The organism is Bifidobacterium platyrrhinorum, assembly GCF_010667645.1.
Classification (GTDB): domain Bacteria; phylum Actinomycetota; class Actinomycetes; order Actinomycetales; family Bifidobacteriaceae; genus Bifidobacterium; species Bifidobacterium platyrrhinorum.
The window spans coordinates 706,681-732,767 of the sequence record NZ_WHZV01000001.1; the positions used below are offsets into that span (position 1 = coordinate 706,681).

At 64.1% G+C, this 26,087-nt stretch carries 28 protein-coding genes, 2 tRNA genes and 1 pseudogene; 6 read left to right on the forward strand and 25 right to left on the reverse strand.

Translation table 11 applies throughout. From position 1 onward, the window contains the following. The first annotated feature begins 31 nt into the window (after positions 1-31). The 3 genes from GFD21_RS03085 (at position 32) to GFD21_RS03095 (ending at position 3,487) form a co-directional block, all read left to right on the forward strand. Positions 32-1,450, forward strand: coding sequence for an MvaI/BcnI family restriction endonuclease (locus GFD21_RS03085; protein ID WP_163196437.1), 1,419 nt, complete (start codon positions 32-34; stop codon positions 1,448-1,450). A gap of 45 nt (positions 1,451-1,495) precedes the next feature. Beyond that, positions 1,496-2,059: a hypothetical protein gene (locus GFD21_RS03090; RefSeq protein WP_163196438.1), complete on the forward strand. Its 564-nt coding sequence runs from the start codon at positions 1,496-1,498 to the stop codon at positions 2,057-2,059. Between the two features lie 609 nt (positions 2,060-2,668). Continuing rightward, positions 2,669-3,487 (forward strand): FxLYD domain-containing protein, encoded by an 819-nt coding sequence (locus tag GFD21_RS03095; protein WP_225431550.1) that lies wholly within the window; start codon positions 2,669-2,671, stop codon positions 3,485-3,487. A gap of 65 nt (positions 3,488-3,552) precedes the next feature. On the opposite strand, the gene GFD21_RS11045 is transcribed toward GFD21_RS03095, so the two are convergent. Genes GFD21_RS11045 through GFD21_RS11245 form a run of 3 tightly spaced genes read right to left on the reverse strand, consistent with a single transcriptional unit; the run spans position 3,553 to position 4,551 of the window. Further along, positions 3,553-4,308: a hypothetical protein gene (locus tag GFD21_RS11045; RefSeq protein ID WP_225431552.1), complete on the reverse strand. Its 756-nt coding sequence runs from the start codon at positions 4,306-4,308 to the stop codon at positions 3,553-3,555. Next, positions 4,305-4,436 carry a hypothetical protein gene (locus GFD21_RS11240; RefSeq protein ID WP_263862632.1) on the reverse strand — a complete coding sequence of 44 codons (132 nt, stop codon included), beginning with the start codon at positions 4,434-4,436 and terminating at the stop codon, positions 4,305-4,307. The genes GFD21_RS11045 and GFD21_RS11240 overlap by 4 nt, the downstream gene beginning before the upstream one ends. Continuing rightward, the gene (locus tag GFD21_RS11245) at positions 4,429-4,551 is read right to left on the reverse strand and encodes a hypothetical protein (RefSeq protein WP_263862633.1); all 123 of its coding nucleotides are present in this window, start codon (positions 4,549-4,551) and stop codon (positions 4,429-4,431) included. The genes GFD21_RS11240 and GFD21_RS11245 overlap by 8 nt, the downstream gene beginning before the upstream one ends. Positions 4,552-4,587: 36 nt before the next feature. On the opposite strand from GFD21_RS11245, the gene GFD21_RS10950 reads away from it, so the two are divergent. Beyond that, positions 4,588-4,809: a hypothetical protein gene (locus GFD21_RS10950; RefSeq protein ID WP_404801544.1), complete on the forward strand. Its 222-nt coding sequence runs from the start codon at positions 4,588-4,590 to the stop codon at positions 4,807-4,809. A gap of 111 nt (positions 4,810-4,920) precedes the next feature. Here the strand turns inward: GFD21_RS10950 and GFD21_RS03110 are convergent, their stop codons facing one another. Beyond that, positions 4,921-5,562 carry an SDR family oxidoreductase gene (locus GFD21_RS03110; RefSeq protein ID WP_163196439.1) on the reverse strand — a complete coding sequence of 214 codons (642 nt, stop codon included), beginning with the start codon at positions 5,560-5,562 and terminating at the stop codon, positions 4,921-4,923. A gap of 150 nt (positions 5,563-5,712) precedes the next feature. Here GFD21_RS03110 and GFD21_RS03115 point away from each other — a divergent pair, with 150 nt between their 5' ends. Further along, on the forward strand, positions 5,713-6,045 hold the full coding sequence (locus GFD21_RS03115; protein WP_163196440.1) for a winged helix-turn-helix transcriptional regulator: 333 nt from the start codon (positions 5,713-5,715) through the stop codon (positions 6,043-6,045). On the opposite strand, the gene GFD21_RS03120 is transcribed toward GFD21_RS03115, so the two are convergent. The 6 genes and pseudogenes from GFD21_RS03120 to GFD21_RS03140 form a co-directional block, all read right to left on the reverse strand. Further along, on the reverse strand, positions 6,026-6,928 hold the full coding sequence (locus GFD21_RS03120) for an ATP-binding protein (RefSeq protein ID WP_163196441.1): 903 nt from the start codon (positions 6,926-6,928) through the stop codon (positions 6,026-6,028). The two genes, GFD21_RS03115 and GFD21_RS03120, sit on opposite strands and share 20 nt — an antisense overlap. 4 nt (positions 6,929-6,932) lie before the next feature. Then, positions 6,933-7,481 (reverse strand): Mu transposase domain-containing protein, encoded by a 549-nt coding sequence (locus GFD21_RS11050; RefSeq protein ID WP_225431620.1) that lies wholly within the window; start codon positions 7,479-7,481, stop codon positions 6,933-6,935. A 130-nt stretch (positions 7,482-7,611) separates the two neighbouring features. Continuing rightward, positions 7,612-8,559 (reverse strand): annotated as a pseudogene (gene istA / locus GFD21_RS11400) (IS21 family transposase); the annotation flags it as partial. A 257-nt stretch (positions 8,560-8,816) separates the two neighbouring features. Beyond that, entirely contained in the window at positions 8,817-8,969 is a 153-nt protein-coding gene (locus GFD21_RS03130) for a hypothetical protein (RefSeq protein WP_163196443.1), read from the reverse strand. 111 nt (positions 8,970-9,080) lie between these two features. Beyond that, entirely contained in the window at positions 9,081-11,210 is a 2,130-nt protein-coding gene (gene der / locus GFD21_RS03135) for a bifunctional cytidylate kinase/GTPase Der (protein ID WP_163196444.1), read from the reverse strand. Continuing rightward, positions 11,207-11,980 (reverse strand): pseudouridine synthase, encoded by a 774-nt coding sequence (locus GFD21_RS03140; RefSeq protein ID WP_163196445.1) that lies wholly within the window; start codon positions 11,978-11,980, stop codon positions 11,207-11,209. Before GFD21_RS03140 ends, der begins: the two co-directional genes overlap by 4 nt. A gap of 151 nt (positions 11,981-12,131) precedes the next feature. On the opposite strand from GFD21_RS03140, the gene GFD21_RS03145 reads away from it, so the two are divergent. Then, entirely contained in the window at positions 12,132-13,070 is a 939-nt protein-coding gene (locus GFD21_RS03145) for an MIP/aquaporin family protein (RefSeq protein ID WP_163196446.1), read from the forward strand. On the opposite strand, the gene GFD21_RS03150 is transcribed toward GFD21_RS03145, so the two are convergent. The 15 genes from GFD21_RS03150 to GFD21_RS03220 form a co-directional block, all read right to left on the reverse strand. Continuing rightward, entirely contained in the window at positions 12,987-13,271 is a 285-nt protein-coding gene (locus tag GFD21_RS03150; RefSeq protein ID WP_163196447.1) for a DUF3017 domain-containing protein, read from the reverse strand. The genes GFD21_RS03145 and GFD21_RS03150 overlap by 84 nt on opposite strands. A gap of 114 nt (positions 13,272-13,385) precedes the next feature. After that, a complete protein-coding gene (gene purH / locus GFD21_RS03155; RefSeq protein WP_163196448.1) occupies positions 13,386-15,017 on the reverse strand; it encodes a bifunctional phosphoribosylaminoimidazolecarboxamide formyltransferase/IMP cyclohydrolase in 1,632 nt (543 codons plus the stop codon). Then, positions 14,992-16,623 carry a cell division protein PerM gene (locus tag GFD21_RS03160; protein ID WP_163196449.1) on the reverse strand — a complete coding sequence of 544 codons (1,632 nt, stop codon included), beginning with the start codon at positions 16,621-16,623 and terminating at the stop codon, positions 14,992-14,994. The genes purH and GFD21_RS03160 overlap by 26 nt, the downstream gene beginning before the upstream one ends. After that, complete coding sequence (gene sucD / locus GFD21_RS03165; RefSeq protein WP_163196450.1) at positions 16,620-17,543, reverse strand: succinate--CoA ligase subunit alpha; 924 nt, start codon at positions 17,541-17,543, stop codon at positions 16,620-16,622. Before sucD ends, GFD21_RS03160 begins: the two co-directional genes overlap by 4 nt. Position 17,544: 1 nt before the next feature. Beyond that, entirely contained in the window at positions 17,545-18,747 is a 1,203-nt protein-coding gene (sucC, locus tag GFD21_RS03170) for an ADP-forming succinate--CoA ligase subunit beta (protein ID WP_163196451.1), read from the reverse strand. Between the two features lie 81 nt (positions 18,748-18,828). After that, positions 18,829-19,407: an adenine phosphoribosyltransferase gene (locus tag GFD21_RS03175; protein WP_163196452.1), complete on the reverse strand. Its 579-nt coding sequence runs from the start codon at positions 19,405-19,407 to the stop codon at positions 18,829-18,831. Positions 19,408-19,411: 4 nt separating this feature from the next. Next, entirely contained in the window at positions 19,412-19,864 is a 453-nt protein-coding gene (locus GFD21_RS03180) for a preprotein translocase subunit YajC (protein ID WP_225431555.1), read from the reverse strand. A gap of 60 nt (positions 19,865-19,924) precedes the next feature. Then, positions 19,925-21,007: a Holliday junction branch migration DNA helicase RuvB gene (ruvB, locus tag GFD21_RS03185; protein WP_163196454.1), complete on the reverse strand. Its 1,083-nt coding sequence runs from the start codon at positions 21,005-21,007 to the stop codon at positions 19,925-19,927. A gap of 73 nt (positions 21,008-21,080) precedes the next feature. After that, a complete protein-coding gene (ruvA, locus tag GFD21_RS03190; protein ID WP_163196455.1) occupies positions 21,081-21,704 on the reverse strand; it encodes a Holliday junction branch migration protein RuvA in 624 nt (207 codons plus the stop codon). A 113-nt stretch (positions 21,705-21,817) separates the two neighbouring features. Then, positions 21,818-22,402 carry a crossover junction endodeoxyribonuclease RuvC gene (ruvC, locus tag GFD21_RS03195; RefSeq protein ID WP_163196456.1) on the reverse strand — a complete coding sequence of 195 codons (585 nt, stop codon included), beginning with the start codon at positions 22,400-22,402 and terminating at the stop codon, positions 21,818-21,820. 6 nt (positions 22,403-22,408) lie between these two features. After that, entirely contained in the window at positions 22,409-23,164 is a 756-nt protein-coding gene (locus GFD21_RS03200; protein ID WP_163196457.1) for a YebC/PmpR family DNA-binding transcriptional regulator, read from the reverse strand. Positions 23,165-23,348: 184 nt separating this feature from the next. After that, positions 23,349-25,397, reverse strand: a complete 2,049-nt coding sequence (thrS, locus tag GFD21_RS03205) for a threonine--tRNA ligase (protein WP_163196458.1) — start codon at positions 25,395-25,397, stop codon at positions 23,349-23,351. A 152-nt stretch (positions 25,398-25,549) separates the two neighbouring features. After that, entirely contained in the window at positions 25,550-25,738 is a 189-nt protein-coding gene (locus GFD21_RS03210) for a hypothetical protein (RefSeq protein ID WP_163196459.1), read from the reverse strand. A gap of 151 nt (positions 25,739-25,889) precedes the next feature. Continuing rightward, a tRNA-Asn gene (locus GFD21_RS03215) sits at positions 25,890-25,965 on the reverse strand. 45 nt (positions 25,966-26,010) lie between these two features. Further along, a tRNA-Asn gene (locus tag GFD21_RS03220) sits at positions 26,011-26,083 on the reverse strand. Between the last annotated feature and the right edge of the window lie 4 nt (positions 26,084-26,087).

The following is a 26,087-nucleotide window of genomic DNA, read 5'->3' on the forward strand; positions in this document are numbered from 1 at the left end:
GTTGTCCGTTGTTCGTGGGTATCGTTGACGTATGTGCGATACCCACGTCAATGAAGCCCGTCAATGGTACGACACCGCCGACATTAGCCGCGTCAACGAACTGCTCACCAACGCCGGCGCAAGCAGCATCTGGGTCAAGCGACTCGTTGCCAATAACAACTCGAAACAACAGGTGTATCTGGCAGGCGACCCATCCGATCTGTCCTTCCTGCCACTGGGAGACCCGTCATACACTCCGGCCAAATCGCAGAAGAAAAAAGCCGGCAATCCGGTCATCCAGATTCCTGTGACATGGCAGTGGGTCACGCCGAACGGTCAGTTCGACGCCCCTGATGCGAAACTCTGTTACTACCCGCAATATCCTGAAGTGCGTTTCTCCGGGTTCCTGCGCGGATGCAAGGAAGCACCGTCGGAACTGCTGAGCGAGACGAAACGCGGGCATGAGGTCAACCGCTGCCTGTTCCTCGGACCCGTGAAGAACGCTGCCGGCGAGGTCATCCGCGTGGTGGCCCTCGTGGTCGGGGCTGAATCGCCGGCAGCGCAGTATGTGCTCAGCATGGAGACCTTCGAGGCTGGACATCTCTGCCCGATCGTCTACCAGTCGCAGCGGCAACGTGACGAGTTCTCTGTGCTCGAACAGGCCTTGGCGAACATCGTCGGTCGTAAGATCACGCCGTGGCGCCTCAACAATGATGGCGCCGTCGTCAAACCATACGTTGCACCCAACGCCCCCGGCCTTACTCTGGAGGCGGAACTGGGTGTGGGAGAGAACGCCATTCCCGGCCCGGACTTCGACATCTGGGAGCTCAAGGCCATCAAGCAGAAGTCCTTGGAGCGCCGCTACAACCACAAGGTCACGCTCTTCACTCCGCAGCCCGATCTTCCCGAGACTGGCCGACTCTCTACGGTGGATTTCGTGCTCAAGTACGGACACGTACACACCACCGACGAGAACGGCAACCCGACCAGCTACTATTTCACCTCCGGCGACATCCAGCGCGAAGGCGAGGATAAACCGGGCGCGAAGCTCGAACTAGTTCTAGAGGGCTTCACCGATGCGAAGCACTTCGACCCCAACGGCATGATCGCCCTCTATGAGAAAGGAACAAGGAACCTCGCTGCCGGATGGTCATACCTGAAACTGCTCGGTCACTGGCAGCGTAAGCACAACCGCGCCGCATACGTGCCCTACCTGCGCGAAGACGAGGACGGCAACACTTCGGTCGAGTTCGGCCCGCTCATCACCCTCGGAATCTCCACCAGCTTCGGCCTGTTCCTCCAAGCCTTCAAGGACGGCAGGGCTGTCTACGACCCTGGCGACAAAGCAACCCTTGTAGGCGACAAATGGACGCCGCATGCCCGCAGCCAATTCCGCATCAACCTCAACGATATTGCCGCCATCTACGGCGAAGTGCGTGAAGTCGACATGCGAGATCCAGAAACATTCTGATTTAATGAAGACAAGTCACTTTTGATGAGAAGAAAGGACGAGAAAATGAGAAAGAAGGCAGCAGCTGTTGCTCTAAGCGTTATGGCGGTCTTGTCCCTTGCCGCCTGCGGCAGCACAGAGACCAAGACCGATTCGTCACCCAAAGCCAGCCAAACCGATTCTTCGTCTAGTACCGAAGCACAGCCTCTGGCTAGTGGACTGTCGGGATCATGCACGGGGGATAGCGACCATCTGCAAAGCGTCACTCTGAGCACAACGGGACAATACCTCAGCGTGGAGATTCCTAATCCGCTAATGGATGCCAATGAGTCCGTGATGTATTCAATCATGTTCACCGATTCTGAAACCGGGTATATGACTCAGGCCGGCTTCAAAAACGTATTCTCGACGAATGAGTATTCGCGTTTCGTCTTTGACATGAATACCTCCGAGCAAAAGAACTATCCGGGAACCTTTGCTTCAGATTTCACGGCTGAAAAGTTCTCCACCAACTTGCCCGATCCGGCCATAAAGGGAGGAAAAGGTACAAAATGGACCGCCACCTTGACCGTGGATGGGGAAGACGTGGCGACTTGCCCTAGCGATGGTAGTGAAGCCACGCTTGAATAGCTTCAGCTTGCACTTGGTGCTTACACAGGTGGCCATGAGATGCTGTTTCTCAGTCATCTGACAGCCAGACCTAGCTTCTGTGGTCCGTCGTCGTGTCTGTGGCTCAGACACGATTCAGACACGATGACCCCTGAGAACAGCGAAATCGACGGCAATCAACGAATCTCGCAAGAGACTCGAAAACGGCATCATTACAACGAAAACGAGACCAACGAAGCTCACGGGAATCGGCGAAGCGACCTCTCGAACTAACAAGGGGTCGCGGGTTCAAATCCCGCTGAGCCGACCAGAAAGCCCGGAATTTCAACAATTCCGGGCTTTTTCGTTTCTCTCTCCTCCCTTCGGTTTACCCACTCAGACACGATTCAGACACGATTTTCGGACACGACCAGACACGATGCCCCATGACACGCCTCATATTGTCGGCGTGTTGTGGGTTCGCCCGGCGACTTTCTTTTTATCCGATTCCACTGGTTCATTACATTTTCTTTACACGGGTCTTGCCGATGCGTGCTGCCTCCTTCCGACACGTTGCTTTCTCTGTACGTTGGCTGGACGTTCCATATAATTAACTTATTGTTCAGCTGACAGAAGAGAAAAGGTGTAACTATGTCAACGACAATGCCCAAAAGGTTGATCAGCCTTCTGCTGTGTGCGGTGATGTCCGTGGCGCTTGCCGGCTGTTCCCAGAACAAGGAGGCCGATGGCCCCGACTACGCGGACGACGAGGCCATGTCCATCATCGCTGATGGACTCCAGAAGAGGTCTGACGTCATCGACAAGCAGAATGCGAAGCAGGGTTCCGAAGACGTGGACAATGCAACCTACGCCGCGAACCTGAAGGAAGCAGTCCAGACCGAGATTGACGCGGAGAAGTCTCTCAAGACGCGTCAATTCAAGGATTCCAAGATGCAGGAAGCCGTTATCTCCTACCTCAATCTCTTGGACGATTCCATGGATGTGCTGAAGAATTACTCCCCTTCCAGCACCGATTTCTACACCGAATGGCAAAAGGTGTATGACAAGCGAACATCCATGCTGAAGACGTTCGTAGATGACTATGGTCTGACCGTCGACGAGAAGTACAAAGACACCCTTTCTGACCTGACTGCCAACGGTGCCGCTGCGACCAAGAAGAGCCAGACGGATGAGACGATCAAGAATCTCATCGAATCCGCTACATTCGAGAAGCAGGATCAGGGATACGGCAGCTACACGTACTCGGCCGTCATCGAGAATACTTCCAAGTTGAGTTTCAAGAATGTGTCCATTGTCTTGTCTCTCTATGACGCCGATGGCGTAAAACAAGAAGCCTACGCCAATGCAAACACATGGGCTGCTGGCGAGAAGGTCAAGTTTGAGGCATACAGCGATGTCAATGCCAACGAAGTTAAGGCCTCCGTACAGTACTACGACGTAGAGGACTAAACCCCCTATGGTCTGCTTTTGATTTAGGGTCTCTTCCCCTTGACGGGAAGAGACCCTAATTGTTTTTAACGGGCTCGTCTGTGTAACAGGGGCACGATACTGCTGAGCGTGACGTGGCCGTGTTGGTCGGGTGTGAGGCGTTTCTGATGGATCCATGTGCGGATGGTCGCGGCCGGCAGCCGGATGCCGGCCTTGGCACATTCGCGGCTCAGCTGCTTGGGTGTGCCTTTCTTCTCGGATTTAGCGAGCCTGTCGAGCAGCTGGTCGGCGACGTAGGTGCGGTTCACCTGTGCGCCGCACGTGCGGCATTCGCCCATGTGGCCTCGTGGAGCGCCCCAGACGACGCCGTGCTTGCAGAACGGGCACGCGCCGAACGCCACACGCGTGGCCGGCGGATCCACCATGCGGTTCACCTTGCCGGCCACCTCCACGATGTCCCTCCACCATTCTCGCGCGTCCGATGCCGCAAGCAATGGCTTGTCGTCGGAGAGGATGGCGCGCACGAGCTCGGGCACGCTGGCCGTTCGTCTCGTTGCCGGCGGACAGCCGCACTGGAGCGCCGCGAGCCGTACCAGTTCCTCCGCTTGGCAGTAGAGTTCCCATGCCTGTTCGCGGATCAACAGCGGCGCGTGCGCCGATCTGCTGCGCACTCCCGTACGGTCGTTGTCGCCGGTGCCGGCCTGACGTGCGGCGATCAGCAGCAGGGCCGGCGCATCCACGGCTATGGAACCCAACGCCTCGCGGAACTTCCGGGCACAGGCCGCGCACACGTTGACCCCGCCCGCATGGTTGCCGTCATGGTTCGCGCAGTATCGGGTCATGGCCGCACCCCTTTCATATTGCCGAGGTGCTGGTGGAGCTGGACGCGGCTGCCGATATCCCAGCCGCATGAGCACCACCAGTGGAACCGGCCGTCGTATTCGGTGACGATGAGATGCTGCTCACTCATGCTCGTCCACCTCGATCTTGTCGGCGTAGCGGATGTGCTCCTGCATGACGCTCAGCGACGTGAAGTCGTGGCCGCACGAGCAGATGAACACCTTGCCCCGTTTGGCGGTGTCCACGAGACGATTATCGTCGCCCTCATCGCGCCCGCACTCGTGCAAGCGTTCAAGAAGTACATCCCCGCCGACTACGTGGGCCTGACCGGCCTCGGAGTAAGCATCCTGCTCGGCGTCATCGCCATCGCCGCCACCAACGGCTTCCATGGCTACGGCTGGGGCATCGTCCTCACCGGCGTCATCGGCGTCGCCCAAGCCATCTACACGCTGGTCAACCAAGCGTTCAGCGGCAAACTGAGCAAGGATGAAGCCTCAGTATGAACCAATATTGCCGGCACTCATCGCCTGCTTTGGCGTTGGGTGCCGGCTTTTTTGTATTTACTGAAACATCCCGGGAAGAGGGGCTTTCCGGTTATCGGCTGCGAACGTCGGCTACCAGCGTACGGAGATGCGTTCGTCCACATGCGCATCGGACGGGCCGGCGATCGCCTCGTCGATGACAGCGATGGCATAGTCGGCGTAGCTGATGGCGCTCTGGCCATCTTCGTTTGTGGTGAATTCCTCGCCGGCCCGCACGTATGCACCGGTGCGCGGACCATCGGCTTGGAAATCGGCGGCGGGGGAAACGTACGTCCACTTGACGTCGTCGCGCTTTCGCAACTCGGTGAGGGCCTCGCCCATCGCCGTGGCGAGCGGCACGAACGCGGCCGGGAAGGTGTCCGTCTGGCTCAGCTGCAGCGTGTGCTCCGGGTTGAGGTACAGGCTGCCGGCTCCGCCGACCACGATCAGCCGGGCGTCGGTGCCGGAAAGAACATCTGCCAGATGCTTCAGGGAGGTGGCGTGCTGCGGCAGGGCGTCTGGCGTCCATGCGCCGAATGCGTCGATGACGACATCGAAGCCGGCGAGATCGGACGCGGTCAGGTCGAACAGGTCCTTGACAATCGCATGCTGGGCCGCGGTCCTGTTCTCGCCACGTACGACTGCGGTCACGTCGAGCCCGCGCTCGACGGCCTCCTTGACGATGAGCTGTCCGGCCTTGCCGTTGGCGGCGACGACTGCGATGTTCTTGGTCATGATGTGCTCCTTTGATGGATTGTATTGTTGTCCTGCTGACATGATGCATGATATTGGAGTACAGCCAGTAATGGAAGAAGGAACAATAAAGTGCTATAGTAACCAAAAAGGAACTATTGGATTATTCCAACGTATTTAGGTGGTTTGGCTATGGTCAATGTCAACATGCTTCCGGCGTGTCCTGTGGAGACAACACTCACGCTCATCTCTGACAAATGGAAGGTCCTCATCATCCGTGACCTGCTGGACGGCACTAGGCGTTTTAGCGAGTTACGCCGCTCAATCGGCCATATCTCGCAGAAGGTCCTCACCTCGAATCTGCGCCAGATGGAAAATGATGGTCTCGTGCGCCGCGAAGTCTACGCGGAGGTACCGCCACGTGTGGAATACTCGTTGACTGAAACCGGCCAGAGCCTTAAACCCGTCATCGACGCTATGTGGAACTGGGGCGAATCATACAAGGCTAAACTAGCGGCAGACTGACACGACCCACGCGACGGGCCATGACCCCCCCCCGTGGATAATAATCCGGTTTGGTAATGGGGTCTCCTGAAAGTGGTACCGCCGGTACCGTGTGACTGGTACCGGCGGCGAGTGGTGGCAGGGGGTTATTTGGTTTCGGTGTCGTGGGGTCTGCGTCGCATGTCGGGGCCTTCGAGTTCGAGGTATCTGGCGGCTCCGGTGATGCGGCTGAGGGTGCTGTCGGCGATGAGCTCGCTGCTGATGCGCACGTACCATTGCCCGGGTTCGCATTGGCTGGCGATGAGCGTGGCCCCGGTGCCGTTGCGGGCCTCCATGATCTCGAACACGAGGACGCTGTCGGCCGCGGTGATCGGGGGGTCAGGAAGTCGTCGAGGGTGAGCAGCCGGATGGTCTTGAACTCGTCGACCTTGCGGTAGTACTCGCCCTGGCCGTCGAGTCTGGCGCGGTTGATTTGTTCGAGCATGTCCTGCAGGCGTGTGTAGCGGGTGGGGATGCCCTGCCGGCAGGCGGCGTTGCCGAGCGCCTGGCTGATGTAGCTCTTGCCCGATCCGGTGCTGGAGATGATGATCAGGGTCTCCCGGTCACGTATCCATTGGCAGGTCGCGAGCCGTTCGACCCGTTCCCTGCTGAGTTTGCGGTCGGGAGGGTATTGGATGCCCTCGATGCTGGCGTCCTTGTATTTGAACCGCGCCTGTCCGATCAGCCGTTCGACCTTGCGGTCGCTTCTGGCGATGGTCTCGGCGTCGAGCATGAGCTTGATCTTCTCCTCGAAGCCCATGTGGTCCATGGACTCGTCGTCGATGATCTCGCGCAGTTTGTCGCCCATGGCGCGGATCTTGAATCTGGTGAACAGGCTGAAGTCGTCCTCGGTCAGGATCGTCATCGTCTCATTCACCCGCTTTCGTGCGCTTGTAGGCGTCGGCGCCACGCACCCTGCCGATGCCGCCGGCGTCGTCGCGCACGGCGTCCGGTATGGCGTGGGTGTCCCGGCGTCCGTCGCGTTCGCCGTCGCGGATGGCGAGGATGCGGTGCCTCATGCCGGTTAGGCTGATGGCGTGGTCCTGCCGGTTGCATTCCGTGCTGGCCTTCTCCACGAGTGCGGGCCCGTACTTGCGCGACAGGTTCAGGATGTTCGAGCAGGGCACGAACGCCTGCTCGACCACGGGTCTCGAGTCGAGCAGGCGTCGTATCGCCGTTCCCGTCTCGGGGCCGATCGCGTCGGCCCATGACTCGAACCTCTCCCTCGACCAGGGCGATCTCATGTCCCTGTGCCGTTCGGGCATGTGATCGGGGACGGTCGCGTATTGACCGTACGCGCCGTGCAGGCGACAATGGGAGGCGACCTCCACGCCGTCGTCGTATGCGGTGACCTTGGTGGCGGCCGGCTTCACGTCGAGGATTCGCCCGGCCAGACGGTGGGGCACGGAGTAGTTCATGTGCTCGATGCGGATGTGGCAGTATCGCGGGCACTTTGGCCTTCCTCCACCGGCAGGTCTCGAACGGCTCCGCTGGGAGGGGCAGCAGCATCCGCGCCTCCCCGGCGTCGAAGCGTTCGCGTCTGGACGGGCCGCCGTTCTGCGGTTTCCGGTCGTTGAGCCACGCGGCCCGTCCGAGCGCGTGTTCGTTGAACTCCTCGAGCCGTCGGAACGACCCCGTCTCGTCGGCCGGCGCGATGACCCACTGCTCGACGAGGTTCACGGCCGCCTCGACGAGCGCCTTGTCACGCGGGCGCACGACTCGTGCCGGTACGATCGCGGTGCCGTAATGCTCGGCGAAGTCGGCGAACTGCCGGTTGACCCTCACCTCGCCGGACCCGCGCGGCATACGATCCACGGCGGTGGCGCACTGGTCGGGCACGAGGATGTTCGGCACACCGCCGAACGCCTCCAGCGCGTGCCGCACCCCGGTCAGCCACGAGTCCATGCGCTGGTCCGGGAATCCCTCCACGTGCATCAGGCCCGAATACGGCAGGACCGTCACCAGCACCTGGACCTTCGAGCGTCTGCCGGTGACGGGGTCGGTCAGATGCGCGCAGTCCCCGCACCAGTCGATGAACGCCTTCTCCCCGGGTCGGTGCTCCAAACGGGCGGTGACGTCCAATTGATCGCAGCGCAGGGCGAACATGCGGCAGAACGCCTGGTACGAATACGTCCTCAAACCGGTCGGCTCGGCCTTGCGCCGGTAGTCGTACCACAGGAACTTGACCGGCAGCTTGCGGTACGCGCCCTTGCGCTGCACGTACGCGTCCATGTCGGGTTGCGCGTACGAGGCGTCCGCCCCGCGCGGCTTGGCGGGGAACCAACGCTCACGCACCTGCGCGTCACCCATGCCCATGAACGTCTCCATGGTCACGCCATGCTCGCGGATGACCCCGGACGCACGCGCCACGTCGCGCTTGCTGCACCGCACGGCACCGGCCACCCGGTCCTGACTCACCCCCTTGAGACGCATGATCATAATCTGTTTCCAATTCACGGCCATCATCGGCCTCCTTTCAACGAAGCGGCCCGCCATCGGACTGCTTCACTGAAAGACGCTACGGGAAACAACACACCAGTACCAGCCAGACGCTACACCCGGTACCACTTTCAGGAGACCCCATTACCAAACCGGATTATTATCCAGTTGAACGTCCTCTCCTCGGTGAACGCGATGGCCATGGTGCTCCTCCTTACTGTCGTGCGTCGGCACCACCTGCCGGCGTGGAATCGCAGGTATGCCGACACATCGTAGCCGTTCCCGAACCGGCCGTCCGGCGGCCGTCTCGGAGATCAAAGACGAACGAGTTCGCTGGCCACCATGCAGACGGTGTCGTCCGTCAGCACGCCGTCGACCGCCTGCCGGTCGAACAGCCCATCCACCCATGCCCGATAGGCCGCGTATCCCGCCTCATCCGGCAATGGACTGTGCGAATGCGAATCCATGTAGGCATGCCACACGTCGCACGTGTAACGAAATCGCCGTTCCCGACGACGGCATGTGTCCATCGGGAACGGCGATTCCACAAACGGTCTCACCGACGACTCGAATCGCGGCTACTTGCGCTTCTTCTTTTCGCGGATGTTCACCGAAATCTGGATCGGCGAACCCTCGAAGCCGAACTCCTCACGCAGCGAACGCTCGATGTATCGGCGATAGCCGTGCTCGAGGAAGCCGGTGGCGAAGATCACGAAACGCGGCGGACGGGTCGAGGCCTGCGTGGCGAACAGGATGCGCGGCTGCTTGCCGCCACGCAGCGGATGCGGGTGGGCGGCCTGCAGCTGGCCGAGGAACGCGTTGAGCTTGCCCGTGGGGATGCGCTTGTCCCACGATTCCAGCGCCTCGCGCATGGCCTTGGCAAGACGGTTGGTGTGCCAGCCGGTCTTGGCGGACAGGTTCACACGCTGGGCCCACGTGACGCGGTCGAACTCGGTGATCCACAGGCGTTCGAGACGCTGCTTGTCGAATTCGTCCATCGCATCCCATTTGTTGAACACGAGCACGATGGCACGGCCCGCGTCCACGGCGGAGCTCATGACCTTGAGGTCCTGGTCGGAAATCGGCACGGACGCGTCGAACAGCACGAGCGCGAGCTCGGAGCGTTCGATGGCGGCCTGGGTGCGCAGCGACGAATAGTATTCGGCGCCCTTGAGCTTGTGCTGGCGGCGCTTGATGCCGGCGGTGTCGATGAACAGCCAGTCCTCGCCGTCGATGTCGATGACCTCGTCGACCGGGTCGCGCGTGGTGCCGGCCAGGTCGTTGACGACGGTGCGCTCCTCGCGCGCCAGCTGGTTGAGCAGCGACGACTTGCCCACGTTCGGACGGCCCACGAGCGCGACGCGGCGCAGCCCGGAGGGCGTGAGGTATCCGGAGGTCTTCTCGGCTTTGCGCAGCGAATCGAGCGCCACGTCGAGCAGGTCGCCCACTCCCCTGCCGTGCATGGCGGAGATCGGATACGGCTCGCCCAATCCGAGCTTCCAGAATTCGGCGGCCAGGTACTCGCTCTCGCGGTCGTCGACCTTGTTGACGGCGAGCGTGACGGGCTTGCCGGACGCGCGCAGCATGCGCACGATGCGTTCGTCCGTGTCGGTCAGGCCGACCTGCCCGTCGACGACGAGTACGACCGCGTCGGCGAGGTTCACGGCGACCTCGGCCTGCGAGGCGATGGCCGAGTCGATGCCTTCGACATCGACCTCCCAGCCGCCGGTGTCGACGAGCTTGAAATCGGTTCCCGCCCATTCCGCGTCGTAGCTGACGCGGTCGCGGGTCACGCCGGGCGTGTCCTCGACGACGGCGACGCGCTTGCCGAGGATGCGGTTGACGAGCGACGACTTGCCCACGTTCGGACGGCCCACGATGGCGAGCACGCCGACCTGCTTGGGACCGGAGCCACGGGAGGCGTCTCCGTAGCCGGTGCCGTCGATCAGCGCCTCGTCGCCCTCGTCCAAGTCGTAGCCTTCGAGGTTCGCGGCGTAGCGCTTGTACTCCTGCTCCTCGATGGCCTCGTCGACGAGCGCGACGAGCGCGTCGAGCGTGTGGGCGAAGTCCATGTCGGAGTTGTCGATGGTGGTCACGCCGTCGGCGGCGGTCGTGAAGTTCGTCACCTTCGAATCCATGCGGTCGCGGGCGGCGACGTCCTCCGCGCCCACGCCGGAGACGGCCTGTCCGGTGCGACGCGCCTGACGGACCTCCTCGCGGGCGGTCAGCAGCACACGCACCTCGGCGTCCGGGGCGACGACGGTGGTGATGTCGCGGCCCTCCGCGACGATGCCGAGCCCGCCGGAGAACGAGTCGGCGGACGCCTCGCGCGCGATGTAGGCGCGCTGGGCGGCGATGAGCACGTTGCGCACGGGGATCACGTTCGACACCTTGGAGACGTGCGACGACACCTCGGACGAACGGATCGCCTCGGAGATGTCCTCGCCGTCGGCCGTGACCGACGGGGCGTCCGGGTCCACGCCGATGTCGAAGTGGTCGCCGGTGAAGAACTCGCCCACCGTCTCGGTGACGAGGCGCTCGTCGACCGTCTCGGCGTCGAGGTCGATGCCCTGATGCAGGCACCACCACGTGCAGGCGCGGTACATGGCGCCCGTGTCGAGGTAGGCGAAACCGTAGTACTTGGCCAGCGCCTTGGACGTCGAGGACTTGCCGACGCCGGCGGGACCGTCGATGGCGACGCGGATCACAGGCCCACCGCCTTCGACAGGGAGCGGACCTCGGCCTGGCTGAGCACGCGGTAGGAACCGGACTTGAGCTCGCCGAGCTTGATCGGGCCGATCTGGGTGCGCACCAGACGCTTGACCGGGAAGCCGATCGAACCGAAGATGCGGCGCACGATGCGGTTCTTGCCGGAGTGCAGCACGACCTTGACGATCGTGGCGTCGCGGTTCTGGTCGATGATCGCGCAGTGGTCGAGCTTGATCCAGCCGTCGTCGAGCTGCACACCGGTCCTGACCAGACGGCGGCACACGGTGCCGGACAGTTTGCCTTCGACCGTGGCGATGTAGGTCTTCTCGACCTCGTACTTGGGGTGCATGACGTGCTGGCTGAGCTCGCCGTCGTTCGTCATGAGGATCAGGCCTTCCGAATCGTAGTCCAGACGGCCCATGTGGAAGATACGCTCGTACTTGTCGCCCACGATGTCGCGCAGCGTGTAGCGGCCCTTCGGATCCTCCATGGCGGAGAGCACCCGCTTGGGCTTGTTGAGCGCGAGGGTGACGTGGTTCGGGTTGATGCGCACACGGGATCCGTCGACACGGACCTGCTGATGCGCGAGATCGACGCGCGTGCCGAGTTCGGTGACGAGTTCGCCGTCCACCTCGACGCGGCCTTCGGTGATCATGAGCTCGCACTTGCGGCGGGAACCGAATCCGGCCTGTGCGAGGATCTTCTGCAGTCGGATTCCTTCGTTGTTGCTTTCATGCGCTTTCATGGCGCGGGAATATGCGTTTGGCATCGTTCTCCCAACGTGGCCTAGGGGTATTTCCAACCTGTCCATGCTACCGTACCCCGCGGATACCGCGGCCCGGCGGCGCGCTTGCTACACTGGCAACCGTTCGACGGGCCGCGCCCGACGATACGCATACGAACAGAATCGAAGGATATTCATGACATCTGAAACTACGAAGGAACAGCCGTGGCCGCTTCGCGTGGGGGCCGAACTGGTCGGCGCCTTCCTGATCTGCTTCGCCGTCTACGTGCTCAGCACGTTCGGCTCCATCATCTTCCAGCTCAACCTCGCCTATGTGGCGCTGGGCACCGGTCTCGCGTACGCCGCCGCCGCGCTGGCGCTGGGCGGCGTCTCGGGCGGGCACTTCAACCCGGCGGTCACCGTGGCGGCGATGATCGCCGGCAGGACCAAGGTGGTCGACGGCATCCTCTACATCGTCTTCCAGGTCATCGGCGCCTCCTTGGCCGGCCTGCTGGTCAAGGTCCTGCTGCCGACCTCCGAGAACGTGACCATCAAGCAGTGGCTCACCACCACGGTCAACGGTTTCGACAAGGGTTCCGTGGCCTACAGCACACTCACCCAGTATGGTCTGAGCTTCTCGGTCACGCAGGCCATCGCCGTCGAGCTCGTTGCCGGTCTGATCATCGTGGGCGTGGCCATGGCCACCTACGGTACGAAGCGTTATGCCGCGGCGACCGGCGCCGCCTACGCGATCGGCGCGGCGATCACCTTCCCGGTGACCGGCGCCGCGCTGAACCCGGCCCGCGCGACCGGCATCGCCCTGTTCGCCCAGGGACAGGGCCTCGAGGTCGAACCGCTGACCCAGCTGTGGGTGTTCTGGATCTGCCCGGTGCTCGCCGCCGCGCTTGTGTCGCTCGCCATGCTGCTGCAGCAGATGGCCGTGGCTCCGAAGGCGAAGGGCGACGATCCGGCCCAGCTCACCGAATACAACGAGGCCGCCGGTTCCGGGAAGGAGCCGACGGCCGGTGCCGGGGACGCGCAGGGCGAATCCTCACAGGATGATGTACACGCTGAAGTAGGTGGCCAGCAGTCCGACGCCGAGGCAGATGCCGATGAAGGAGTCGAACGCGACTGATCGCACCTTCCATGGGCTGCGCTCACGCAGGATGAGCCGCACCAGCCCGGTCACGATGGCCGTCACGGAAATCAGCACCGTGGCGGCCATCGTGTATCCGAGGGCCGCGAGCACGCCGGATGAGACCACCAGCGCGGCGACGATCCACTCGAACCATGGCTTGCCCTCATGGGCTTCGGAGACGAAGGGATGGTTTTTCATGCCTGTACCTCGGTGCGTTTGTCTGGTTTGCGTGCGTTTGCGGGTTGCGGTGTCATGCCGACAGGGCCGGCCGTATCCCCGTTGGAAGAGGATATGGCCGGCCCTGTTCATCGATCAGTGGAAGAAGTGGCGGGTGCCGGTCAGGTACATCGTCACGCCGGCCTTCTTCGCGGCCTCGATGACCTCCTCGTCGCGGATGGAGCCGCCGGGCTGCACGATGGCCTTCACACCGGCCTGCATCAGCGTTTCGGCGCCGTCCGCGAACGGGAAGAACGCGTCGGACGCGGCCACCGAACCGGTGGCGCGGTCGGCGCCGTCCGCCAGCGTGTTGGCGCGTTCGACGGCCAGATGGCAGGAGTCGACGCGGTTGACCTGGCCCATGCCGATGCCGACGGTCGCCTGATTGTGCGCGAGCAGGATGGCGTTGGACTTGACGCAGCGGATGGCGCGCCAGGCGAACACGAGGTCCTTGAGCGTGTCGGCGTCGGCCGCCTCGCCGGAGACGAGCTTCCACGCATCCGGATCGTCGCCCGTGGCGTTGATGAGGTCCATGTCCTGCACGAGCAGGCCGCCGTCGATCTGGCGGAACTGCGTATGGCCCTTCGGCGGCTCGGCCACCTTGAGGATGCGCAGGTTCTTCTTCTTGGTCTTCAGCAGCTCGAGGGCGGCGTCCTCGTAGGCGGGGGCGACGATGACCTCGGTGAAGATCGGGCGGACGCTCTCCGCCATCTCCAGGGTGACGGTGGTGTTGCAGGCGATGACGCCGCCGTAGGCGCTCACCGGATCGCAGGCGTGGGCCTTGCGGTGGGCCTCGGCCGCGGTGGCGCCGATGGCCAGACCGCACGGGTTGTTGTGCTTGACGACCGCCACGGCGATGGACGGAGCCATGTCCCACACGGCGCGCCATGCGGCGTCGGCGTCCACGTAGTTGTTGTAGCTCATCGGCTTGCCGCCGAGCTGCTCGGCGTGCGCGAAGCCGGTCTGGTCGAGCGGGTCGAGGTAGAGGGCGGCCTGCTGGTGGGAGTTCTCGCCGTAGCGCAGAATGTGCGTTCGGTCCCAGGTGCGGGTGAACGCGGCCGGGAACTTGGCGTCGTCGACCGGATGGTCCTCGTCGTCGTGGTCGGTCTCGGCGATGGTGGCGGGCTTCGGCCAGTGCTTGGCGGTCCACTCGTTGATCGTCGCATCATAGGCGGCGGTGTGGGCGAACGCCTTGCCGGCCAGCCAGCGGCGTTCCTCGAGACTGAAGCCCTCGCCGTTCTCCACGCGTGCGGCGACCAGCGCGTAGTCGGCCGGGTCGGTGACGATGGCGACGGTGGCGCTGTTCTTCGCGGCGCCGCGCACCATGGACGGACCGCCGATGTCGATCTTCTCGATGGTGGCCGCCTCGTCGGCGCCGGAGCGCACGGTGTCCGCGAACGGATACAGGTTGACGACGACCAGGTCGAACGGCTTGATGCCGAACTTCTGCAGCTGGGCGGCGTGGTCGGGGTTGGTCATGTCGGCGAGGATGCCGGCGTGGATGTGCGGATCAAGCGTCTTGACGCGACCGTCGAGGCATTCGGGGAAACCGGTGACCTCGCTCACCTCGGTGACGGGCACGCCGAGTTCGGCGAGTCGCTTGGCGGTCGAGCCGGTGGACACGACTTCGGTGCCGGCCTTGACGAAGGCCTCGGCGAGGACCTCGATGCCTTCCTTGTGGAAGACGGAGACCAGCGCCCTCTTAATCGGACGATTCGTTGTTGTCATCGGTTTCCTCCTTGGTTGGTTGGTCAAGCTTGTCATTACCGGCGTCGGTTCGGCCGGAGGCCGCTCCTCGTGCCGAACGGATGGTACGCGCCGCACGACGGTCGCCGCGTTCGTGGTCGTCCCGCGCATCGGCCTCCGACCGCACGCTGCGTTCGGAGCGGATCGACCGGGCCTTCCGCACGCCGGACGTCGAGGTGCTTGCGGCGGTGTCCCCATCGCCGGCGTCCCGTTCCGTGTCCGTCTTCGTCCCGACGGAGGCGGAGCCCGCGCTCCTGCGGCCCTTGGGACCACGGTGTGCGGCATCCGCATCATCACGGGATTTCCCGGTACGGTGGCCCCGTTCCGGGGGAAGTGCGCCATCATGCGTCACGGCCGCGCGATGCCCGACAATCCAGTGTATCCCGTAGATGGCCGCAACCGCCACGGCGACGGCAAGCCACGCCGCGGCGAGGCCGAATGCGAGGAAACGCGCGAGCGATCGGGCGGATGGCATGATATCCACGCCCACGTGGGCGAGACGATGGACGCCAAGCGAACCATCGGCGAGCAGGAAGCACAGGCACCAGACCGCGACCGTCAGCACGGCGGCCATGCACAGGCAGATGAGATGCCGCAGCATCATGACGATGAGACGTTTGGCCGCATCGTCGTCACCGGGTTTCACCGGGCGGATCTTCATGGGCCCCGGCAGCAGCATGGCGAGCAGGGCCAGCACGCCCGCGATGACGGGTATCACGCATTGCAGCGCCACCCGGATACGGTCGTCGGCCACGCCTTCCGGCAGCAGGCCGAAGACCGGCAAGGGCGGCAGTGACGATGACTGGCCGGCCCACATGGTGAATGAGCCGAGATCGCCGATGTGGAATCCGGCGCCGGCGAGCCACGAGACGGCCCATGCGACGAGGTTGGGAAGCCATGCGCACGAAGCGATGGTGGTCAGGACACGCGATCCGTTCTCCATGCCGTCATAGGCGAACAGCGTGGTCATGCCATGCCATCCGCGCACGATCCATATGACGCATGCGACGAATCCGGCGATGAACAGGGCGGCGGCGAGGGCCCCCGCGAGCACGGCCGTCAGCAGGGCCGTCCCCCGCACCGCCTCCGGCACGCGTTCGCGGGACCATCCGCGCAGGCGTGCGAGCGGCTTCGCGGCCGGCATGGCCGCGATAAGGCATCCGATGGTCCATACGCATGCCGTTTTTCCCGCTATGGCGAACGGGGTGTCGTGCAAGGCAACGGTGGTGCCGCCGGAACCCATGAGGTTGAGCCCGATCCACACGATGGCCCCGCTGCCCCAGCTGAGGGGGGTCACCCCAGCTCGGGACGCGCACTGCGCGACAAGCGCCACGAGAAGCAGCGTCAGCAGCAACGGCATGATGGCGACGACCGTCGTGCCGGCGGTAAACCCCGTCCCCTGGCTGAGCAGGATGACGGCTTCGGTCAGCGGCAGGGCGGAGGAGGGCAGGCTTTCGCCTCCCTCCTCCATCGAGATGACCAACAGCATCAACGCGATGAAGCATCCCAGCGAGATGGCGTACAACGCCATGGCGCCCAATGCGGCCAGGGCGCCTTTGATGATGGCGGAAAGACGATCCGGTTTCACTGATCGAGACCCGCGAGCACCTCACGCATGATGTCGGCGGCTTGGCCGGGCGTACGTCCGACACGAATGCCGACGGCCTCAAGCGCCTCCTTCTTGTCCTTCGCCGTGCCCTTGCCGCCGGAGACGATGGCGCCGGCATGGCCCATCTGCTTGCCCTCGGGGGCGGTGAATCCGGCGATGTAGGCGACGACCGGCTTGGTCATGTGCTCGGCGGACCACTGTGCGGCGTCCTGTTCGGCATTGCCGCCGATCTCGCCGATCATCATGACGGCCTTCGTGTTCGGATCCGCCTCGAACGCCTGCAGGGCCTCAAGCAGGGTCGTGCCGACGATCGGGTCGCCGCCGGCGCCAAGGCATGCGGTGAAGCCGATGTCGCTCAACTCGCCCATGAGCTGGTAGGTGAGCGTGCCGGACTTGGAGACGAGACCCAGCGGGCCGCGGCCGACGATGCCGTCGGGGATGATGCCGAGGTTCACACCATGCGTGTTCTCGGAGGACGCGAGGGTCATGAGACCCGGGCAGTTCGGTCCGACGATGCGCACGCCGTGGCGCAATGCGAGCTCGACGAAGTACGCGGAATCGGCGACCGGGATGCCTTCGGTGATCACGACGATGAGTTCGATGCCGGCCTCGATGGCTTCGACGACTGCGTCCTTGGCGAAGCGCGGGGGGACGAACACGACGGAGGCCTTGGCCCCGGTCGCGGCCTTGGCGTCGGCGCAGGAGGCATACACGTGGATGGTCGCGTCCTGACCGTCACGGGCGGCCGGGAAGGTGACGTCGAGTCCCGCCTTGCGGGCGTTGACGCCGCCGACGATGTTGGTGCCGGCCCTGAGCATGCGCGCGGTGTGCGTCATGCCCTGATGGCCGGTCATGCCCTGCACGATGACGGGTGCGTCGTCTTCGATGAAGAGCGTCATATCAGTTGGCCTCCTTGGCTGCGATGGCGTCGGCCGCGATGCGGGCGGCCTGGTGCGCCGCCTCCTCCATGGTTTCGGCGACGTGCACGTTCGGATTACGTGATTCGGCGAGGATGGCGAGACCCTCGGCCGCCGCGTTGCCGTCGAAGCGCACGACGATGGGCTTGGTTCCGCCAAGCGTGTCGATGGCCTCGAGGATGCCCTTGGCGACCTGCTCGCAGGAGGTGATGCCGCCGTAGACATTGATGAACACGGATTCGACCTGCGGGTCGGAGACGACGATCTCGAGGCTGGCGGCCATGACCTCGGCCGACGCGCCGCCACCGATGTCGAGGAAGTTCGCGGGCTTGATGCCGGTCCCCTGCTCCTCTCCCGCTCCGGACACCGCGTCGAGCGAACTCATGACGAGGCCCGCTCCGTTGCCGATCACGCCGACCTGGCCGTTGAGGTGCACGTAATGCAGGCCGTGGTCCTTGGCGCGGCGTTCGAACTCGTCGTTGGCGAGGGGATCGGCGAAACGCTTCCAACCGTCATGGCGGAACGCGGCGTTGTCATCGAGGGAGATCTTCGCGTCGAGCGCGCACAGGCTCTTCGAGGATTCGTCGTCCGGGTCGCCGATCTTGGCGAGCGGGTTGATCTCGACGAGCGTGGCGTCGTTCTCCTTGAAGCACTTCCACATCTTGAGCAGGATCTGCGCCGCCTGATCGACGTCGGCGTGGTAGAAGCCGATGCTTTCCGCCATCTTCGTGGCGGCGGCGAGATCGAAGTCGTCCAGGGCCTCGATGTGCAGGCGCTTGACCGCCTCCGGATGCTCCTTGGCGATCTCCTCGACCTCGGTGCCGCCGTTGGCGGTGGCGAGCACGTCGTAGTCGCGGGAGGTACGGTCCACGGAGATGGAGACATAGTACTCGTGGAGGATGTTCTTGCCCTCGGCCACAAGCACGCCGTTGACCTTGTGCTTGTGGATGGTCATCGGCAGGATGTCCTCGGCGTCCAGAATGGCCTCGTCGCGCGTCTTGGCGAGCTTGACGCCGCCGGCCTGGCCGCGGTGGCCGATCTTGACCTGCGCCTTGACGACGCAGGGATAGCCGAGCTGTTCGGCGGCTTCGGCGACCTCATGGGAGTTCTGCGCGTAAATGGCCTTCGGCGTGGGGATGCCCTGCTCCTCAAGCAGCTGGCGCGCCTGATATTCGTAAAGATCCATGGCTCTTCCGTGTGATTGGTGGTGGTGTTGACGGGCCGCCGGTCGTCCTGCGACGTTCGGCGGCCGGAAAAATGTATGGAATCAGGCGGGCATGGAGACCAGCATGCTGCTGGGCACGTCGCCGAGCTTGGCGAGGCCGTCGAGGCCGTCGAGGCCCATCACGAAGCTGAAGCCCGCTACCTTGCCGCCGGCCTTCTCGATGAGGTCGGCGCCGGCCTTGGCGGTGCCTCCCGTGGCGATGAGGTCGTCGACGATGAGCACGCGCTCCCCCGGTCTGACGGCCATGGTCTCGATCTCGACGCTGGCGGTGCCGTATTCCAGCTCATAGGATTCGCCAATGGTCTCCGGGGGCAGCTTGCCGGCCTTACGGATCGCGATGAACCCCTTGCCGAGATGGTGGGCAAGGGCCGGGCCGAAGAGGAATCCACGGGATTCGAGTCCGGCGATCGAGTCGAATTCGTCGGCGGGGACGGGCAGCGCCGCCTCGAGGGCGCGCATGAGCACATCCAGCCCGCGCGCGTCCGCAAGCACGGGCATGAAGTCGCGGAAGATGATGCCTTCCTTCGGGAAGCCCGGGATGGAGCGGATGAGAGAGACGAGGTATTCGGCGTCCTCGGCACCCACCTTGTCCAGCGCCTTGATGGTGATGTCGCCGGTCATGGTCTCACTTGCCTTCCTTGGCGTTGTTCTGTTCGACGGCCTCGTCGACGTCCACCTGCGCCTCGTCGTTCGCGCCGGTATCCTGCGTCTGCTGGTCGTCGGCGGAACCGGCCCTTTCGGCGGAATCGTTCACGTCGGCGTCCTGCTCATCCTGGGGAAGCGGGTTGCCCTCCTCGTCGACCTCGTCGTCGGAGACGTATGCCGGGCGGGTGTATTCCTTGGCGATGCCGCTGTAGGAGAAGCGCAGGAGTGAGCCTTCGGAATCGATGACGATCTCCTCGTACTGCTCGTCGACGGACACGACCTTGCCGATGACCTGTCCGATGGTGATGACCTCGGTACCGGGCTTGAGGTTGGCACGGAAGTCCTTGACCTGCTGCTGGCGTTCCTTGTTCTTCTTGGACTGGAACCACATCATGCCGCCCATGACCACGACGAGCACGACGATGAAAAGCATATTGGCATCCATTGAGGGGAATTCCTTCCGATCGGAAACGACTAGTCCAAGTCCAACAGTCTAGAAAAGCTTGTTGACAACATCCTCCGTGGGCCGTATGCCGAGATGGGCCCACGCCTTCTCGGTGGCCACGCGCCCCTTCGGCGTGCGGATGAGGAACCCCTCGCGCACCAGGTACGGCTCGCATACGGTCTCCACGGTCTCGGACTCCTCGCCGACCATCGCGGAGAGGGTGTTGAGTCCGACCGGCCCGCCGTTGAAGTTGCGCACGATCGCGTTGAGCACGGCGATGTCGAGCCGGTCGAGCCCCTCGGCGTCGATCTGGTAGAGGGACAGCGCCTCCTTGACGTCCTCGGGACCGACCGAAGGCAGGTCGTGGACGATCGCCCAATCGCGCACGCGACGCAGCAGACGGTTGGCGATACGCGGCGTGCCGCGCGAACGCAGGGCGAGTTCGTGCGCGGACCCTTCGTCCAGCGCGATGCCGAGCACCGACGAGGAACGCTCGACGAGCTTCTCCAGCTCCCCGACGGGATAGAAATCGAGGTGCGCGGTGAAGCCGAAACGCGCGCGCAGCGGCGACGGCAGCATGCCCTCGCGCGTGGTGGCGCCGATCATCGTGAAGCGCGGGAGCGTGAGCGGAATCGACGAGGCGCCCGGCCCTTTGCCCACCATCACGTCGACGCGGAAATCCTCCATGGCGATGTACAGCAGTTCCTCCGCCGCGCGAGGCAGGCGGTGCACCTCGTCGACGAACAGCACCTCGCCCGCGTCGAGAGAGCTCAGGATCGAGGCCAGATCGCCGGCATGCTGGATGGCGGGGCCGGAGGTGATACGGATCGGCACGCCGAGTTCGTTGGCGACGATCATCGCCAACGTGGTCTTGCCCAGTCCGGGAGGTCCGGCGAGCAGGATGTGATCCGGCGGCACCTCGCGTTTGCGCGCGGCGTCGAGGAACAGCTGCAGCTGCGCCTTGAGCCTGGGCTGGCCGATGAACCCGTCGAGCACATGCGGGCGCAGCTCCTCGTCGCTCACCGGCTCGTTGCCGACCGGCTGCGAGGAGACCATGCGCAATGATTCCTCATTCGCGCCGATGTTCTCGTTGCCTTCCCCGACCGTGCCGCTGATGTAGGGCTCGTTCATCCGTTCGTCTCCGTCCCGTCGATATGTGCGATATGCCGTTTCCATACGCGTCGCGTCCGACGCGGGCCTGGCGTCAGATGCCGCGGTCCAGCGAGTTCAACGCGAGCTTGAGGACGCGCGGCACGTCCTCCGCGGCCAGCGGCGTGGCGATGCCGTTGGCCGCGCATGCGGCGTGCACCGCCTGTTCGGCGTCCTGCTGCCGCCAGCCCAGGGAGATCAGGCCCTCGACGACCTGCAAGGCGCCCTTGTCCTCGGGCTGCGCCGTGGTGACCGCTGCCGCCGTGCCCTCTATCTCCTCGAGGTTGATGGATCCCTTGAGCTCCAGGATGATCTTCTGCGCGCCCTTCTTGCCGAGCCCGGGCGCCTTGGTCAGGGCCGCGGCGTCGTTGTCCGCCACCGCCTTGGCGAGCTGATTGGGGTTCAATGTGGACAACAACGACAGGGCGACCTTCGGCCCGATGCCGGACACCTTGAGCAGTTGCAGGAACGTTCGTTTCGCCGCGGGTTCGAGGAACCCGTACAGCATGATGGCGTCCTGCGAGACGTTGAGATAGGTGTGGACGCGCGCCTCCGCGCCCCCGTGCAGGCGCGACAGGTCGGCGGACGGCATGCGCACTTCGTAGCCGACTCCCCCGACCTCAATCAGGGCGGCCTGGGAATCCACGGCTTCGACCGTGCCTTTCAACGAACCGATCATGGCGCCTCCTTCGAACAACTGTTCGACAGTGTACACCATCGCGCCGCACCGTGTCACATGCCGACGCATGCGGCCGTGTCCCACATGCCATGCCATACGGGATCATGGACGCGTCACATGCCGCGGTCGGCGTTGAAGCGACGTTTCGTCGCCTTCTTGGACGCCTCCGCCCATTGGCGTTGGGCCGCCGTGAGATGCTCCTCGCGTTCGCCGCCCTGCAACGCTCCGGCCGGACGCAGCGCATGGCAGATCGCCAATGCCAGCGCGTCGGCGGCATCGGCCGGGGTGGGCATCCTGTTGAGGTTGAGGATGCGCGTCACCATGCGTTCGACCTGGATCTTCTGGGCCTGTCCGTTGCCGGTGATCGCCAGCTTCGCCTCGGTCGGCGTATGCAGCGCGACCGGGATGTTGCGCTGGGCGGCGGCGAGCATGGCGAGCCCGGCCGCCTGCGCGGTGCCGAGCACCGTGTTGCGGTTCGACTGGGCGAAGACGCGTTCGATGGACACCGCGTCCGGCGCGTAGGCCTCGATCTTGGAGACGAGCCCGTTGTAGATGGCCAGCAGACGCAGGTCCTGGGACACGTCCGGCGAGGAGCGCACGACATCGACGTGGATAAAAGAAAGCCGGCGGTGGGCGCCGGCTTCGATAACGCCGACCCCGCAGCGGGTGAGCCCGGGGTCGACGCCTAGGATGATCACGTGGGACTACTCCTCGTCGAGCTGGGCCATGACCTCGTCGGAGGCGGTCCAGTTGGAGTAGATGTTCTGCACGTCGTCGAGGTCATCGAGCTTGTCGATGAGGTTGGAGACCTTGCGGGCGTCCTCGAGGGACAGCTCGACCTCGTTCTTCGGGGCCATGACCAGATCGGCGGAGTCGTACTCGAAGCCGGCGTCGACCAAGGCCTTGCGCACGGTGTGCACGTCGGACGGGTTGGTGACGACGGTGAAGACCTCGCCGTCGTCCTGGACGTCCTCGGCACCGGCTTCGGCCGCGGTCTCGAACAGCTTGTCGAAGTCCACGCCCTCGGACGGGACCACGATCTGGCCCTTGCGCTCGAAGTTGAAGGAGACGGAGCCGGAGGTGGCCAGCGAGCCGTTGCCCTTGGTCAGGGTCGAACGCACTTCGGCGGCCGCACGGTTGCGGTTATCGGTCAGGCACTCGATGATGAGGCCGACGCCGGCGGGGGCGTAGCCCTCGTAGACGATGTCCTCGTAGTTGGCGCCGCCGGCTTCCTCACCGGAGCCGCGCTTGACGGCGCGCTTGATGTTGTCGGCCGGCATCGAGGCCTTCTTGGCCTTGTAGATGGCGTCGTACAGGGACGGGTTGCCGTCCGGGTCGCCGCCGCCCATGCGGGCCGCGATCTCGATGTTCTTGATGAGCTTGGCGAAGAGCTTGCCGCGCTTGGCGTCGATGGCGGCCTTCTTGTGCTTGGTGGTCGCCCACTTGGAATGACCTGACATAATGCTCCTAGCAGGTTATGAATCGGATATCTGGCAAACGAAACGATTGTATGGCGTTAAGCCGACAACACGGGCCGGGACCGGACGCAGGACGCCCGAGGCCGGCCCGTGTCATGCGGGGACGGCCGGCCCGCCACGCATCCATATGGACGCGAAACGGCCGGGACCGGCCCTCCCCGGAGGATCACTCGGCGGCGTTCTCCCCGGCCACGGCGGCCTTGAAGTCGTCGGCGGAGTTGACCTGGACGCGCTTCCTGATCACGGTGAGGATCTGCTCGCGCGCCTCGTCGACCGGGACGCCGTTGAGCTGGCTGCCGTCGCGGAAGCGGAAGCTCACCGCGTTGTTGTTCATGTCCTCCTCGCCGACGATGAGGATGAACGGCACCTTGGACTTGGAGGCGTTGCGGATCTTCTTGCCGAAGCGGTCGTCGGAGTAGTCGATCTCGCAGCGGACCATCTCGTCCTCGAGGCTCTTGACGAAGCCGGCGAGATGCGGGGCGAACTCGTCGGCGACGGGCACGCCGAGCACCTGCACCGGGGCGAGCCACGCCGGGAACGCGCCGGCGTAGTGCTCGAGCAGCACGGCGAAGAAGCGCTCGATGGAGCCGAACAGCGCACGGTGGATCATCACCGGACGCTGGTGGGTGCCGTCCTTCGCGATGTACTCGAGCTTGAAGCGCTCGGGCAGGTTGAAGTCGAGCTGGATGGTCGAGACCTGCCAGGTGCGGCCGATCGCGTCGCGCGCCTGCACGGAGATCTTCGGGCCGTAGAAGGCCGCGCCGCCCGGATCGGCGACGAGGTCGAGGTGGGACGCCTCGGCGACCTCGCGCAGCGTGTTGGTGGCCTCCTCCCAGATCTCGTCGGAACCGACGTACTTGTCCGGATCCTTGGTGGACAGCTCCAGGTAGAAGTCGGACAGGCCGAAGTCCTTGAGCAGGTTCAGCACGAAGGTGAGCAGGCTGGTCAGCTCGTCCTTCATCTGCTCGCGGGTGCAGTAGATGTGGGAGTCGTCCTGGGTGAGTCCGCGCACGCGGGTGAGGCCGTGGACCTCGCCGGACTTCTCGTAGCGGTACACGGTGCCGAACTCGAAGAGGCGCAGCGGCAGCTCGCGGTAGGAGCGCTGGCGCGACTTGAAGATCAGGTTGTGCATCGGGCAGTTCATCGGCTTGAGGTAGTAGTCGGCGCCCGGCTTGGTGATGTTGCCGTCCGCGTCGCGCTCCTCGTCGAGGTGCATCGGCGGGTACATGCCGTCCTTGTACCAGTGCAGGTGGCCGGAGGTCTCGTACAGGCCGCCCTTGGTGATGTGCGGGGTCTGCACGAAGCTGTAGTGGTGCTTGCGGTGCATCTCGCGGGAGTAGTCCTCCATCGCGTTGATGACGGCGGCGCCCTTCGGGTGGAACACGGCCAGGCCCGGTCCGATCTCCTCCGGGAAGGAGAACAGGTCCATCTCGGCGCCGAGCTTGCGGTGGTCGCGCTTGGCGGCCTCCTCGAGGCGCGTCTGGTAGGCCTTGAGATCCTCCTTGGAGGCCCAGGCGGTGCCGTAGATGCGCTGCATGGTCGGGTTCTTCTCGCTGCCGCGCCAGTAGGCGGCGGCGGAGCGCTCGATCTTGAACGCCTTGATGAAGCGGGTGTTCGGCAAGTGCGGCCCGCGGCACAGGTCCTTCCACACGACGTTGCCGTCACGGTCGACGTTGTCGTAGAAGCTGAGCTCCTTGCCGGAGATCTCGGTGGCGGTGGACGGGTCGAGATGCGCTTCCTTGTCCTGGATCAGCTCGATCTTGAACGGCTGGTCGGCCTCCTCGGCGAGGGCCTCCTCCTCGCTCACGACGCGGCGGCGGAAGGACTGCGACGACTTGATGATGCGCTGCATGTGCTTTTCGATCTGCTTGAGATCGTCCGGCGTGAACGGCTGGTCGACCTGGAAGTCGTAGTAGAAGCCGTCCTTGATGATCGGGCCGACGCCGAGCTTGGCGTTCGGGAACAGTTCCTGCACCGCCTGGGCCATGACGTGCGTCGCGGAGTGGCGCATGATGCCGAGGCCGTCCTCGGAGTCGAGGGCCACGGGCTCGACGGAGTCGCCGTCGGCCAGGGGCGTGTAAAGGTCGCGCAGTTCGCCGTTGAGACGCACCGCGATGATGTTCTTGTCGTCCGCGAACAGCTCGACGCCGGTGGTGGTTGCTTCCACCTCCTTCGCTTCGCCGTTGACTGTGATGGAGATGGAGCTTTGCGCCATGATGGTGTCCTTTGCTATCTGGGTCCGCGTTACCAATGTGCAGGCCTGGACGTGTAATCAACAGTGCACACCATAGGACCGCGCGACGACATGCGCAAGCGGCGTTCGACCAACGAACGCGGAAATGGCATCCCCGCGGCGTGAGGGTGGGATCAGGCGCGCTTGACCAGCCATTCCGCGGCGACCTTCTTCGACGGGAACACGCCCTGCGCGCCGTTGGCGCCGTCGGCGAGCCACATGCGGCGCATGCCGATGGTCTCTTTGCGGACCGTGCCGGCCCCCACGCCGTTGTGCAGCACGGCGAACATGCCGCGTCCTATCCTCATGATTCTCACGTCCATGGCCACGGCCTCCTTGCCGTATCCGTTCTCGCTGTCTCCAATGGTATCGTCGCGCGCGGCGACGCGCCGGCGGCACGCGGACGGCGGACGGCATCGTCCCCCGCATGACGCCGGTCATGCAGAAAGCCCCGGAATGTTCCGGGGCTTTCCATGGCTCCTGCGACTGGGCTTGAACCAGTGACCGTCCGATTAACAGTCGGATGCTCTGCCAACTGAGCTACGCAGGAATATTCAATTATCACCGACCCGGGTTCGCACCCGTGAAGGAGAAGCTCCTGCGACTGGGCTTGAACCAGTGACCGTCCGATTAACAGTCGGATGCTCTGCCAACTGAGCTACGCAGGAATAT